Here is a 13,511-nt window from a genome sequence, read left to right as displayed (position 1 = left end):
ATTCTGCCCGTTGTTGATGTTATGCCGCTCATAGGCTCAGCTCCGGATGCAGCCGGTCCACCGACCACACCTGCTTGCGCCGCGCGGACCACGCGGTGAGCGTCAGGGCCGCCACGCTGAATCCCAGGAGCACCCCGCAGGCCAGCCAGACCGGGCCGAGCCCGCCGCCAGTGATGAGCCGGCGCAGCCCGTCCACCACGTACGTCATGGGCAGGAAGGGATGGATGGCGTTGAAGAAGCGCGGACTGGTCTGCACCGGATAGGTGCCGCCCGCCGAGGTCAGCTGGAGCATCAGCAGGGCCAGCACCAGGATCCGGCCGGCCGGTCCGAAGCGGGCGTTCAGCCACTGCACGATCGCCGCGAAACAGGCCGTGACCAGCATCAGGAAGCCGAGGGTGCCCGCGGCCCGCGCCATCTGCAGGCCGATCGCCCAGTGCAACACCGCCATCAGGGCCAGCGTCTGGAACACTCCGATCGCGGCGACCGGCAGCCAGCCCGCGAACGCGATCCGCCAGGAGGATCCACCCACCGCGAGCGCGCGCCTGTTCATCGGCTGGATCAGCATGTAGGCCACCATCGCGCCGACCCACAGGGAGAGCGGGATGAAGTACGGAGCGAAACCGGTCCCGTAGTTGGGCGCCTTGTGCAGCGCCTGGTTGACCAGCCGCACTGGATCCGCCATCACCTCGGTCCGGGCGTCCCGGTCCTGCTTGCCGTAGTCGGGGATCTTGTCGGCGCCGTCGTGCAGCCCGCCGGAGAGCTTGCCCGAGCCGTCGACGAGCCGGAACATCCCGCCGCCCAGGGTGTCCGCGCCGCCGCGCGCCTTACCGACGCCGCTGTCGAGGTCGGAGGCGCCGGTCTTGGCGGTGCTCAGCCCGGTGTGCAGGGTTCCGGCGCCCTTGGCGACCTTCTGTGCCCCGGAGTTGAGGGCGTTGACCTTCCGTACGGCGGTGTCGAGGTCGGTGCCCAGGTGCGGGGCGTTCTGCGCGAGCCAGAGCGCCTGGTCGTGCAGATCGTCCAGATGACCGCCGAGGGCGTCGAGTTGGGTGGTGTTGTCCCGCACCAGCTTGTTGACGTCCTCGGCCACATCGGCGGCGGTGTCGGCCGCCGCCACCGACTTCTTGAGCGCGGGACAGTCCGGGCCGGCGGGCACCGCCCCCTCGCAGCGGGTCCGGTAGTCGGCGGCGAGGTCGTCGGACGCCTTACGGGCCTTGGTGGCCGCCGTGGAGGTCGTCTCGGGCAGGGTGTCGAGGCTGTCGGACGCCTTCTGGGAGGCGTCGGCGACCAGTTGGGAGACGACCCCGATCTCCTTGCCGTGCTCCTTGAGGAACGGGCGGACCTTGGCCGCCACGTCGTTGACCTTGTCGGACAGCGACTGGGTGCCGTCGGCGACGCCGCCCGCGCCGGTCTTGAGCGTCCCGGAGCCCTGGTAGAGCGTGCCGAGCCCGGACTTCAGATCGCGGCTGCCCTCCTTGGCCTTGGCCAGGCCCTTGGCGAGGTCGTCCGCGCCCTTCTTGGCCTTGCCGATGCCCTTACCGAGCTTGTCGGCGCTCTTGGCGGCCTTCTGGGTCTCGCCGTGGATATCGGCGAATGAGATGAAGATGTTGTCGTAGAAGCCGCGGGACGCCTTGGCGGAGGCCGCGGCGCGCACCTCGGAGAAGACCGAGCGGGAGATCTGGCCGACGATGTAGTTGTTGGCGTCGTTGGTGCGCACCTTGAGGGCGCCGGTCTCCGGGGACTTTCCGGAGCTGGTGGCGATCTGCCGGCTGAAGTCCGAGGGCACGGTCAGCGACAGGTAGTACGTGCCGTTCGCGACGCCCTTACGGGCCTCGGCAGCGCTTGTGCGGTGCCAGTCGAAGGTCTTGCTGTCCAGCAGCTTGCCGCTGATGTCATCGCCCGCGGTGAGGCGCTCGCCCTTCACGGTGGCGCCGGTGTCCGAGTTGACGAGGGCGACCGGGATCTTGTCCAGCTTGCCGTACGGGTCCCAGAAGGACCACAGGTACAGCGCACCGTAGAGCAGCGGCAGCAGGAGCAGGGCGGCCAGCGCCGCCCGGGGCAGCTTTCCCCTCCCGAACCGCTTCAGCTCAAGCGCGGCGAGTTTCGGCGAGCGCATCCGCCGCCCCCTTCTCGTTCTCGTCGTGTCCGGCCTCGTGTCCGGCCTCGTGGGCGCCGGGAGTGGCGGAGGCGTCCGCGTCGGCCTTCTGGCTCTTTTCGGCGGGGCTCTTCCGCGCGGTCCGGACCACGACCGCGTCGGCCGGGGCCTGGCTGCACACCGCGAGGACCGTGGTGCCGCCCTCCGCGATCTCCCGCAGCAGCGCCCAGGCGCGCTCGCGTTCGGCGTCCGAGAGCTTCATGTCGGCGTCGTCGACGGCCAGCAGCCGCGGCCGGGCGATGAGCGCGAGCGCGATCGACAGCCGCAGCGCCTCCAGCCGCTCCAGGTCCCGTACGGCCGTACGCGGCCCCTTGGGCAGCGTGTCGAGGTCCAGCCCGGCGGCCGTGAGGGCCGCGCCGATCCCGGCCCGGGACGCGGCGGCCCGCTCCCGGCGCGGACGCAGCAGCCCGCGCGGGGAGTCGGCGAACCGGCGCCGCAGCAGGGCCCGCTCCCGCAGATGCTCGGCGACCGTGAGCACTGGATCGAGCTCGATGACGCCCGGTACGTGCGCGAGCGCGCTGATCCGGCGTATGCGCGCCATCTGTTGGGGAACCCGGAAGCCCCCGATCACGCCGTGTCCCTCGGTGGGGCGCATCCGGCCGGTGAGCGTCAGCAGCAGGGAGGTGCGGCCCGAGCCGGACGGGCCCTCGATCGCGATCAGAGCACCGGAGTCGGCGGCGATGTCGGCACCGCGGAACGCCCAGCCGTGCGACCCCCTGACGCCGAGCCCCTCGGCCGTCACCGCCGCCCCGGTCTCCGCTTCTGGGGTGCCCCCCACACACATCACTTCCTTGATTTTTGAACTGACTGGTCAGTGCAAAAACAAGTATGGGTCATGGCGGGGCGAGGTGCGGCGTCGGGGTCGTTCGCGCTGGTCAGGGCCGATTGTCAGTGGTGTGCCCCACGATGGCCCCATACGGCGGTCGCTCTACCACACGACCGGCCGCCACGCGACGACAGGAGGTTCGTCATGGCCAGTACCGCCGCAGCGCGCCGGCACCGTGCCGCCGCCCCTGCCCCCTCGTTGACCGGCCCCGCGACCGATGTCCACCCCGTGCTGCGCCGCGCGTCCGCCCCGCCCGCCGCCGCCGGTCTGCTCACCCAGGCCCATCAGGGCCTGGAGGAGGCCGCCGCGCTCGAGACTGCCAACGAGCGCTTTGCGACCGCACATCTGGCCGCCCTGCGCACCGCCGCTGCCGTGCTCGCCGTGCGCGGCCGCCCCGAGTCCACCGCGCGCCGCCGCGCCCGGATCCGCAGCGCCTGGGAGGTCCTGCCGGAGGTCGCTCCCGAACTGGCCGAGTGGAGCGCGCTGTTCGCCTCCGGCGCCGAGCGCCGGGCCCGCGCCGAGGCGGGGATACAGGGCGCCGCGAGCCGGCGGGACGCGGACGATCTGCTGCGTGCCACCGGGATGTTCCTGCGGCTGGTGGAGCGCATGCTGCAGCCGACCCTGCCCCACCAGGCCCCGCCGGGTGACGAGCCGGGCCCGTCGGGAGCCTGAGAGGTGGCCCGGTGACCGCCCCGGCGCGGCCCGGTATCCGCTGGGGCGCGATGCGGCATCGGCTTGAGGGCCGTCCGGTATCCGCTCGGGCGCCGGTCGCTGTCCGTCCGGGCATCTGCCGCTATCCGCCGGGTACCGCTCGGGCGCCGGTCGGTGTCCGCCCGGTATCCGCTGGGGGCCGGTGGGGCCGGCCGCCTCGACGCACCCCGCTCCACGGAGGCAGACGCACCCCGCCCACGGAGGCAGACGCACCCCGCCCCACGGAGGCAGACGCACCCCGCCCCACGGAGGCAGACGCACCCCGCCCCACGGAGGCAATAGGCTGGGACCGCCGACGTCAGTAAGCCGTCGTCACCGCCTCCGGGCGGTGGCGGCACCGCGCCGAGGAGCCACCCGCCGTGTCAGACCCGCAGCGCCCCCGTGCGTCCCTCCGTACCGCCGTGGTCTGGGAGGTCCTGAAAGACGCCCTGGAACGGCGGGCCAAGGTCACGGGCCGGGAGGCCGTCGAGGGCGGGGCCGTGCACGGCGCGCTGGACGTCCTGGACACCGGCGGCGGCAGCGGTAATTTCGCCGTTCCCGTGGCCGGCCTCGGCCACCGCGTCACTGTGGTCGACCCGAGTCCGAACGCCCTGTTCGCACTGGAGCGGCGGGCCGCCGAGGCCGGGGTGGCCGACCGGGTGCGCGGAGTCCAGGGCGATGCCCACGGGCTGTTCGACGTGGTCGAGCGGGGCGGCTACGACGTGGTGCTGTGCCATGGCGTGCTGGAGTACGTGGACGACCCCGCCGAGGGCCTGCGGAACGCGGCGGGGGCCCTGCGTCCCGCCGGAACCCTCAGCGTGCTCGCGGCGGGCCTGGGTGGCGCCGTGCTGGCCCGCGCCCTGGCCGGCCATTTCACCGAGGCCCGGCAAGCGCTTACTGACCCCGAGGGCCGCTGGGGCTCCGGAGACCCGATGCCGCGCCGCTTCACCGCCGACCAGCTGTCAGAGCTGGTGGAGGCGGCCGGTCTGGAGATCGCCGCGGTGCACGGGGTGCGGGTTTTCGCCGATCTGGTCCCCGGAGTGCTCGTGGACACCGAGCCCGGGGCGCTGGACGCCCTGTTGCAGCTGGAGGAGGCCGCCGCTGGGCTGCCCGCCTTCCGCTCCGTCGCCACTCAGCTGCACGTTCTCGCCGAGCGGGACTGAGCGGCTCCTCCCGCCCCACCGGACGACGGGCGGCGCAGGTGGAGTCGGCCACAGGAGACCCGATTGGACGCCAGGCCCCGTATGATCGGGGTACACCGTCCGGCATGGCCAATCGGCGGGAGGGGAATGGACGTCTCAGCGTCAACTTTCGCCACGCCCGCGGGGGTGGGCGAATTGGCGTTGAGGGGCGGGTTTCACGGGGGCGATTCCCTGCCTATCCTGAAAGGGTCGCACCCGGTCGCCCCCCGCGACCGACGAGTAGGAGGACTCCGTGCCGCTCTCGGAGCACGAGCAGCGCATGCTCGAGCAAATGGAGCGAGCGTTGTACGCCGAAGATCCCAAGTTCGCGACAGCGCTTGAGGGAAGCGGCCTGCGCACGTACACCCGGCGACGGGTCTACCAGGCGGTCGCGGGTTTTCTGGTGGGCATCGCACTCCTCATGGTCGGAGTGATCGTTCCCCAGATTGCGATCAGCGTGGTGGGCTTCCTGATCATGCTGGGATGTGCGGTGCTCGCGGTGACCGGCTGGCGCAAGGCTCCCAAACCCGGTGAGGCGCAGGGCGGCGGCGGGGCGGCTCCCCGGCGTCAGGGCCGTCAGCGCCGTTCGATGATGGCGCGTATCGAGGAGCGGTGGCAGCGTCGCCGCGATGAGCAGGGCCACTGAGGATAATTCTTGGATGAGCGGTTGAGGGGCGGTCGCCGACTGGCGACCGCCCCTCAACCGTGCGGTAGCGCTCCCGGACCGTAGTCCTTCAACCATGCCCCAGCCCCGCAACCGTGTCCTGGACCGCAACCATGCCCCAGCCCTGCAACCGCGTCCCTGGCCCCCCGCGGGGCCTGGAGTGAGTTCGGGCCGCCCTGAGCCCCGTGGCGTGCCCGAGCGGCCTGAGCCCCCGCGCATGCCGCAGGGGCTCAGTCGCGGGGGGCTCAGCCGCCGGGCCTCAGCCGCAAGACCTCAGCCGCCGGGCCTCAGCCGCAAGGGTTCAGGGCCGCCCGGAGGTCAGCTCCCCTGACCGCGCGGGGGCCGGAGCTGGGAGGCCCAGCGGGCCCAGCGGGGTGCTCCCCACCGCTGGACCAGCGCGGACCAGCGCTGTCCCCACGCCCACACCAGCTGAGCGGCGGACCGCGGCGCCAGCAGTGCCCGCAGCCGCTCCCGCCGCCCCGCCTTGGCCCGGAATCCGGCCAGCACCTGCCGGACGTCGTCCGCGACGCCCGCGAACGGGCGCGGCTGCGGTGCGTACAGCACCTGCTCGACCGCCTCGGCCACCCGCTGCGCCGCCCGGGCCGAATCGTCGTCGAGGTCGGCGATCCGCACCATGCGGGCCACCGCCCTGCGTGAGGTCAGCGAGTCGTCCGGCAGCACGCCGAAGTCCCAGGCCGAATCGGTGAGTTCACGCCATGCGGCGAGGATCCGGTCGGCGGCGTCCTGCTCGGTGCGCCCGCCCGAGCCGTTCAGTCTGCGGGTCCGTATCCGCCGCCGCCACAGCATGGGCAGCAGGGGCACCACGGCCAGCAGCACCGCCAGCGAACTCCAGCTGGTGACCTTGGCCGCCGACCAGCCCCCGCCCGAGGCGCCGTTGTCCGGCTGCTGGGCCGCGGCACCTCCACAGGTGCCCAGCTTCTTCATCTCCAGGGAGCAGCTGTCGGAGGCGGTCGGGGCGGCCGTCGGCTCGGAGGTCGTGCTGGGCTCGGTGGTCGGCTCGTCGGACGGGGTGCCCGAGGGCGTCTGCTCCATCGTGTAGTCGGGCTGGGTGCCACGGCTCGGGGTGGGCTCGAAACGGGTCCAGCCCACGCCCTCGAAGTACAGCTCGGGCCAGGCGTGCGCGTCCTTCAGGCCCACCGACACCGAGCCGTCCGCCTGGGCGGTGCCGGGGGTGAACCCGACCGCCACCCGCGCCGGAATGCCCAGCGTCCGGGCCATCGCGGCCATCGAGAAGGAGAAGTGGACGCAGAAGCCCTCCTTCTGCTTCAGGAACCGGACGATGGCGGCCGAGCCGCTGCCGGACTGCACCTCGGTGTCGTAACGGAATCCTCCGTTCACCGCGAACCAGTCCTGGAGCTTGACCGCCTTCTCGTACGCGTTGGCCGCGCCGGCGGTCACCTCCCGCGCCGTACTGGCCACCACGGACGGCAGCGAGTCCGGCACCTCGGTGTACTCCTTCCGCAGCCGCGAGGGCGGTGCGGGCGCGGCCGCCAGCTGCTCGGCCGTCGGCTCCACCAGCAGGCTGGTGACCCGGTAGCGGGCGCCCCGGGTGGTCTGGCCGCGGTCGCCGACGAGCGTGCGGCCCTCGGGCTCATAGCGCCAGCGCCCGTCGATCTCGACCCTGGACGCGGGGTAGGGGAGGGGCAGCCAGTTCTGCGCGTACCAGTCGGCGGCCGAGATCGAGGTGTCGATCGAGGAAACCCGGACCGAGGGGCCGAGCCCGGCGGGCGAGGGGAGCTGGCCGGGCACATCGGTGACATGCCGCTCGGACGACTTCCACGAGGTGCCGTCGAACCGGTCCAGCGCCACGATCCGCAGATACAGGTCCTGTGTGGTCTGCGAGGAGGTGCGATAGCGCAGCACCTCCTTGTTCTCCGGCTGGTTCAGGCTGTCCTGCAGCGACACCAGCGGATTGACCGCCGAGATCGTGCCGCCGCCGCTGCCCGACCCGCCACCGCTGCCCTGCCGGTCCAGCAGCCCGCCGTCCAGGGACGGCAGCGCCGCGGGCACCACCAGCGCGATGCCGAGCGCCAGCACCCCGATCCTGCGGCCGGTGCGGACCGGGGCGAGCGCCGGGGCGCCTCCGGCCCCGGCCAGGCCCGAGGGCGGCATACCCGCCTGACGCGGGCCGCCGCCGCTGAACACCCGGCCCCACTGGGACAGCCGGTCCCGGCCCTCGGCGAGGAGCAGCAGCAGATAGCCGGCCGCCGCCAGCAGGAACCACAGCCAGTCGCTCCCGGCGTCGGACAGGCCGGCCGCGACCGAGTACAGCGCGAGCAGCGGCAGCCCGGCGGGGGCCGCGCTGCGGTACGTCACCGCGAGTGCGTCGACCACCAGGCCGATGGTCATCACTCCGGCCACCAGCATCAGCCGGATGCCATCGGTGAGCGGCGCGGGGATCGCGTACTGCCCCACATCGTCGGTGCCGTCGCGCAGCAGCAGCGCGAACTCGTGGAGGGCCTGCGGGCTCGGCAGCACCCCGCCCAGCGCCTGCTCGTGCGCGAAGACCAGGGTGAGCAGCAGCAGCGTCACCACGGCCTGCGCGGCCACCGTCAGCGGGCGGGCCAGCGGTACCCGGCGGGCCGCCACGCCCGTCCCGCTCTGGACCGCCAGCAACAGGGTGGCCTGCAACAGCCAGCTCGCCGGGTCCACCAGCGGCAGCAGCGCACAGGCCGCCGCCACCGTGGCCAGCGCCGCACATATCGCGAGCCGAACGCTCCCACTCATGCCCAGCTCCCTGTCATGCCGCCGATCGTGGGACCTCCGGCGTCCGCCCGGGTGGCGCCCTGGGTGTCGGCCTGCCGCCACAGCTGTGCCAGCGAGGCCCCCGGGCCGACCGGCAGCGCCGTCCACCCCGCCTCGCGCAGCTGCCGCAGCCGCTCCTCCAGCTCCCGGGTGCCCCCGAACTCCGCCCCGCGTGACCAGGCCGCGCCGTCCAGTACGAACGCCACCGCGGCCGTGGTGCGGTGGCGCATCCGGGCGGCCGTCGCCGCCTGCTCCTCGTCCAGATCGCCCAGGAAGGCCACCAGCAGCCCCTCACCGCCGCCCCGCAGCACCTCAAAGGCGGGCGAGAGCCCTCCGCCGTCGGAGTGGTCCACCACGGCGAGGGTGTCCAGCATCAGCCCGGCGGTCTCCGCCGAGTCATGGGTGGAGCCGGTGAAGCCGCCTCCGCCGTCCGGGCCCGGCACCGAGCTTCCGGAGTCGGTCAGCAGCCGGACCGCATAGCCCCGCTCCAGCAGATGGACCGCGGTCGAGGCCGCCCCGGAGACGGCCCATTCGAAGGCCGAGTCGGGCCCTGAGCCGTAGTGCGCCGCACGCCGGGTGTCCAGCAGCACTGTGCAGTGGGCCCGCTGCGGCTGCTCCTCCCGGCGGACCATGAGCTCCCCGTAGCGCGCGGTGGACCGCCAGTGCACCCGGCGCAGATCGTCGCCTATGCGATAGCCACGCGGGATGACATCGTCCTCACCGGCCAGGGCCAGCGAGCGGTGCCGTCCGTCCCCGTACCCCGCGGCCTCGCCGGTCAGGCGCACCGGGGGCAGCGGCTCGACCCGGGGGACGACCGTGAGCGTGTCGTAGGCGCTGAACGCGCGGGTGAGCTCGCACATCCCGAACGGATCGCTCAGCCGCAGCTGCAGCGGGCCCAGTGGATAGCGGCCGCGCAGATCCGAGCGGACCCGGTAGGACACCTCGCGCCGGCCGCCCGGCTCCACCCGGTCCAGCACGAACCGGGGGCGCGGCCCGAGCACATAGGGCACCCGGTCCTGGAGCATCAGCAGCCCGGTGGGCAGCCGCGAGACATTGTCCATCCGCAGATGCACCCGGGCCTCGGAGCCCGCCGGCACCCGCGCGGGCGCCAGCCGTCTGCTGCCCGCCACCCGGTACCGGGTGCGGTAGACCACGGCCACGCAGACCAGGGGCAGCGCGGCCAGCAGCAGCCCGACCCGCAGCAGGTCGGCCTGGCCCAGGACATAGCTGCACACCGCGGCGGCCACCCCGGCGGCCAGGAAGGAACGGCCGCGGGTGGTCAGACCGGCGAGGGCGGCCCGCAGCCCGCCCGAGTCCTCGCCGGCGCCGGGGCCCTCGGGGCCCAAGTCCGTCCCCCCTGCGGCCATCACAGCCTCCGCGCGCCCGGCTGCTGCCGGCCGAAGTCGGCCGGGGGCATGGGCGGCATCGGGGGCATCCCACCCGCGCCGCGCGAGCCGGAGGTGGGTACCGGGGTGCGCTGCACGATGTCCGTGACGACCTGCTCCGCGGTGCGGCGGTTCAGCTGAGCCTGCGCGGTGGGCAGCAGCCGGTGCGCTAGCACCGCCACAGCGAGGGACTGCACATCGTCCGGCAGCGCGAACTCCCGCCCGGCCAGCGCGGCCGACGCCTTGGCGGCCCGCAGCAGATGCAGTGTGGCCCGGGGCGAGGCGCCCAGACGCAGATCGGGGTGGTTGCGGGTGGCGGCAACCAGGTCCACCGCGTAGCGCCGGACGGCCTCGGCGACATGCACCGAGCGCACCGCCTCGACCAGCTTGACGATCTCGTGGGCGTGCGCGACGGGCTGCAGGTCGTCCAGCGGGGAGACGCCGCCGTGGATGTCCAGCATCTGCAGCTCGGCCTGCGGGCTGGGGTATCCGATGGAGACACGGGCCATGAAGCGGTCGCGCTGGGCCTCGGGCAGCGGGTAGGTGCCCTCCATCTCGACCGGGTTCTGCGTGGCCACCACCATGAAGGGGTTGGGCAGCTCGTAGCTCTCCCCGTCGATGGTGACCTGGCGCTCCTCCATCGACTCCAGCAGCGCGGACTGGGTCTTGGGCGAGGCGCGGTTGATCTCGTCGCCGATCACGATCTGGGCGAAGATGGCGCCCGGCTTGAACTCGAACTCCTTGCGCTGCTGGTCGAAGATGCTCACGCCGGTGATGTCGGACGGCAACAGGTCCGGGGTGAACTGGATCCGCCGCACGGAGCAGTCGATGGACCGCGCGAGCGCCTTGGCCAGCATGGTCTTGCCCACGCCCGGGACGTCCTCGATCAGCAGATGCCCCTCGGCGAGCAGCACGGTCAGCGAAAGCCGTACGACCTCGGGCTTGCCCTCGATCACACCCTCCACCGACCGGCGGATCCGCTCCGCTGTGGTGGTCAGATCGCTGAGGCTCGCTCGCTCGTCATAGGTCGTCACCCGGCCCTCCTCGGCCCGTTCTCAGGGCCGTTGCCCTCGGAACGGACCGGCCCACCGCAAACGCTGGCATCGGTCCCCCGCGTGGTTGCGGGGGACGATGTCACCTATGCATTCTTGCGGTCTCCGCGGCCTCGCGTCACTCGGCTGTGGATAACCCGGGGTTATTTGTCACGCTTGCACGAGTTCGGGTGCTGAATCCCTTCAGTAACCTCAGCATCCCTCAGGCGCGCGGCGTGACCTCCCGCAGCAGACCCGTCGTCACATCGAAGACGAAGCCGCGGACGTCGTCGGTGTGCACCAGGAACGGCGAGGTGCGCACCCGCTGCATCGACTGGCGGACGTCGGCGTCGAGGTCCTTGAACGCCTCGACCGCCCACGACGGACGCTGGCCCACCTCCTCCTCCAGCTCATGCCGGAAGTCCTCGGTGAGGTTCAGCAGACCGCAGCCGGTGTGGTGGATGAGCACGACGCTGCGGGTCCCGAGCGCGCGCTGGCTGATGGTCAGGGACCGGATGATGTCGTCGGTGACCACACCGCCGGCGTTGCGGATGGTGTGGCAGTCGCCCAGCTCCAGGCCGAGTGCCTCGTGCAGGTCCAGTCGGGCGTCCATGCACGCGACGACGGCGACGCGCTGCACGGGCCGCGCGTCCATTCCGGGGTCGGTGAACTTCTCGGCGTACTTGCGGTTGGCCTCCACGAGGCGGTCGGTGACCGTGTCTCCCGTACGGGCGTCGCGGTCGGTGGACGGATTCGGCTGCGGCGCTGATATCGACATGATGACGACGCTACCTCTCACCAGGGAATTTTGTCTTCTCTTTAGGTAGGGCAAACGAGGGCAACGGGATAGGCCGAGCGGGTGATGTGAGGCAACCCACAGCCTCCTGTGCCCCTCGGTGTGGTGACTGGGGGAGGTGATGCCACCCCCGGGGCGGGACGCGCTGGCCGGTTGGTTGACCGAAGGGACGAGTGGACTAAAGTGGCGCGAAGTGGGAGGCGTGACGCTCCCCTCGGATCCCGGAATTTCGCGTGAGCGCGGTGCGTACGTACCCCTCGGCCTCCTCCCGCTCCGGTCGCCTGACGTCACTTCCCCGGCGCCAGTAGGCCACTTCCCCTTCAGAGCGGGCGGGGACCCGGAGGTGCGTACCATCCTCGCCGATCCTCAGAAGGGCGCACCAGCAGCGCAATGAGCAGCAACGCTCTCCATGTTCCCGTCATGCTCCAGCGCTGCCTGGACATGCTGGCCCCCGCTCTCGCCCAGCCCGGCGCGGTCGTGGTCGACTGCACCCTGGGCCTCGGCGGCCACAGCGAGGCGCTGTTGCGCGACTTCCCCGAGGCCCGGCTCATCGCCCTCGACCGCGACCCGTCCGCGCTGCGACTCGCCGGTGAGCGGCTCGCCCCGTACGGCGATCGGGCCACGCTGGTCCACGCGGTCTACGACGAACTGCCCGAGGTCCTCGGCCGGCTCGGCGTCCCGCGCGTCCAGGGGATCCTCTTCGACCTCGGCGTGTCCTCCATGCAGCTGGACGAGGCCGAGCGCGGTTTCGCCTACGCCCAGGACGCCCCGCTGGACATGCGGATGGACCAGACCACCGGCGTCAGCGCGGCGGAGGTGCTCAACACCTATCCGCCGGGCGAGCTGGTGCGCATCCTGCGGGCGTACGGCGAGGAGAAGTTCGCCAAGAAGATCGTGGACGCGGTGGTGCGCGAGCGCGCCAAGGAGCCGTTCACCAACAGCGCCCGGCTCGTCGAGCTGATCCGCGCGGCGCTGCCGCAGGCCGCCAAGCGCACCGGCGGCAATCCGGCCAAGCGCACCTTCCAGGCGCTGCGGATCGAGGTCAACGGCGAGCTCGCGGTCCTGGAGCGGGCCATTCCGGCGGCCGTAGGGACGCTCGCGGTCGGCGGGCGGATCGCCGTGCTGTCGTATCACTCGCTGGAGGACCGCCTGGTCAAGCAGGTGTTCGCGGCCGGTGCCCGCAATACGGCGCCCCCCGGGCTGCCGGTCGTCCCCGAGCAGTACCAGCCCCGGCTGAAGCTGCTCACCCGCGGCGCGGAGCTGCCCACCGAGGAGGAGATCGCCGAGAACCGGCGGGCCGCCCCGGCCCGGTTCCGGGGGGCGGAGCGCATCCGGGAAGAGGTCGGTCCATGAGCGTGCGGGGGACGGGGCCGAAAGGCCGGCCGGTGCCGGGGGCCACCACGGCCAGGCGCACGCCCTTCGTGCTGCTCGTCGTGGTCCTGCTCGGCTCCGGCCTGATCGCGCTGCTGCTGTTGAACTCCTCCCTCAACCAGGGGTCGTTCGAGCTCAGCAGGCTCGAGAAGCAGACCGAGGAGCTCACCGACGAGCGCCAGGCTCTCCAGCAGGACGTCGACCAGCTCTCCGCGCCCGCCGAGTTGGAGCGGCGCGCCCGGGAGCTGGGGATGGTGCCCGGCGGCAGCCCGGCCTTCCTCAACCCGGACGGCTCAGTCAGCGGGGTGCCCGCCCCCGCCTCGGGGCAGCCCTCGGTGCTCGGCGCGCCCGGCCCGGTGCTGCCGTCCGCGCTCGACCCCACGCCGTCCCAGGCATCGCCCACCCCGTCCGTCCTCGCACCGCCAACCGCCACCCCGTCCGGGGCGGGCACGGGCACGGCGTCCGCCACGGCCTCCGTGACCCCGTGGGGGCCGCCCACCGCCCTCTCCACAACCTCCTCCGCCTCCGGGCAGTCCACCCCGGCCCCTCAGTAGGTGACACGGTGACGCGATCCCCAGCCCGCGCCCAGCCCGGCCCGCCCGCGCGGAGCACCGCCCGCGCGCGGTGGGCGGCCGCCGAGCCGAGGGCG

At 72.8% G+C, this 13,511-nt stretch carries 11 protein-coding genes; 5 read left to right on the top strand and 6 right to left on the bottom strand.

Annotated elements, in window-relative coordinates:
* Positions 1-28 precede the first annotated feature (28 nt).
* On the bottom strand, positions 29-2,113 hold the full coding sequence (locus tag ACFYOY_RS10820; RefSeq protein ID WP_351894585.1) for a YhgE/Pip domain-containing protein: 2,085 nt from the start codon (positions 2,111-2,113) through the stop codon (positions 29-31).
* Positions 2,085-2,936: an ATP-binding cassette domain-containing protein gene (locus ACFYOY_RS10815; RefSeq protein WP_351895153.1), complete on the bottom strand. Its 852-nt coding sequence runs from the start codon at positions 2,934-2,936 to the stop codon at positions 2,085-2,087. Before ACFYOY_RS10815 ends, ACFYOY_RS10820 begins: the two co-directional genes overlap by 29 nt.
* Positions 2,937-3,122: 186 nt before the next feature.
* Here ACFYOY_RS10815 and ACFYOY_RS10810 point away from each other — a divergent pair, with 186 nt between their 5' ends.
* From ACFYOY_RS10810 to ACFYOY_RS10800, 3 genes are all read left to right on the top strand, one after another.
* On the top strand, positions 3,123-3,650 hold the full coding sequence (locus ACFYOY_RS10810; RefSeq protein WP_351894592.1) for an SAV_6107 family HEPN domain-containing protein: 528 nt from the start codon (positions 3,123-3,125) through the stop codon (positions 3,648-3,650).
* Between the two features lie 398 nt (positions 3,651-4,048).
* Positions 4,049-4,831 (top strand): methyltransferase, encoded by a 783-nt coding sequence (locus ACFYOY_RS10805; RefSeq protein ID WP_351894600.1) that lies wholly within the window; start codon positions 4,049-4,051, stop codon positions 4,829-4,831.
* 271 nt (positions 4,832-5,102) lie between these two features.
* Complete coding sequence (locus ACFYOY_RS10800) at positions 5,103-5,495, top strand: DUF3040 domain-containing protein (RefSeq protein WP_351894605.1); 393 nt, start codon at positions 5,103-5,105, stop codon at positions 5,493-5,495.
* A 336-nt stretch (positions 5,496-5,831) separates the two neighbouring features.
* Here ACFYOY_RS10800 and ACFYOY_RS10795 read toward each other — a convergent pair whose 3' ends face one another.
* The 4 genes from ACFYOY_RS10795 to ACFYOY_RS10780 all read right to left on the bottom strand — a co-directional run bounded on the left by ACFYOY_RS10795 (position 5,832) and on the right by ACFYOY_RS10780 (position 11,473).
* A complete protein-coding gene (locus tag ACFYOY_RS10795; RefSeq protein ID WP_351894610.1) occupies positions 5,832-8,261 on the bottom strand; it encodes a DUF3488 and transglutaminase-like domain-containing protein in 2,430 nt (809 codons plus the stop codon).
* Positions 8,258-9,646 (bottom strand): DUF58 domain-containing protein, encoded by a 1,389-nt coding sequence (locus tag ACFYOY_RS10790; protein WP_351894615.1) that lies wholly within the window; start codon positions 9,644-9,646, stop codon positions 8,258-8,260. The genes ACFYOY_RS10795 and ACFYOY_RS10790 overlap by 4 nt, the downstream gene beginning before the upstream one ends.
* On the bottom strand, positions 9,646-10,698 hold the full coding sequence (locus ACFYOY_RS10785; protein WP_351894622.1) for a MoxR family ATPase: 1,053 nt from the start codon (positions 10,696-10,698) through the stop codon (positions 9,646-9,648). The genes ACFYOY_RS10790 and ACFYOY_RS10785 overlap by 1 nt, the downstream gene beginning before the upstream one ends.
* A 220-nt stretch (positions 10,699-10,918) precedes the next feature.
* Positions 10,919-11,473, bottom strand: a complete 555-nt coding sequence (locus ACFYOY_RS10780) for a carbonic anhydrase (RefSeq protein ID WP_351894628.1) — start codon at positions 11,471-11,473, stop codon at positions 10,919-10,921.
* Positions 11,474-11,881: 408 nt separating this feature from the next.
* On the opposite strand from ACFYOY_RS10780, the gene rsmH reads away from it, so the two are divergent.
* Both rsmH and ACFYOY_RS10770 read left to right on the top strand, forming a co-directional pair.
* The gene (gene rsmH / locus ACFYOY_RS10775) at positions 11,882-12,844 is read left to right on the top strand and encodes a 16S rRNA (cytosine(1402)-N(4))-methyltransferase RsmH (RefSeq protein ID WP_388586077.1); all 963 of its coding nucleotides are present in this window, start codon (positions 11,882-11,884) and stop codon (positions 12,842-12,844) included.
* Positions 12,841-13,416 (top strand): septum formation initiator family protein, encoded by a 576-nt coding sequence (locus ACFYOY_RS10770; RefSeq protein ID WP_351894639.1) that lies wholly within the window; start codon positions 12,841-12,843, stop codon positions 13,414-13,416. The genes rsmH and ACFYOY_RS10770 overlap by 4 nt, the downstream gene beginning before the upstream one ends.
* Positions 13,417-13,511 lie beyond the last annotated feature (95 nt).

Origin of the sequence: Streptomyces sp. NPDC007875 (assembly GCF_042868035.1) — a bacterium.
In the GTDB taxonomy this organism is placed as follows: domain Bacteria; phylum Actinomycetota; class Actinomycetes; order Streptomycetales; family Streptomycetaceae; genus Streptomyces; species Streptomyces antimycoticus.
Note: the sequence above shows the minus strand (reverse complement) of the source record. Positions and strands in the feature narration are given on the sequence as shown.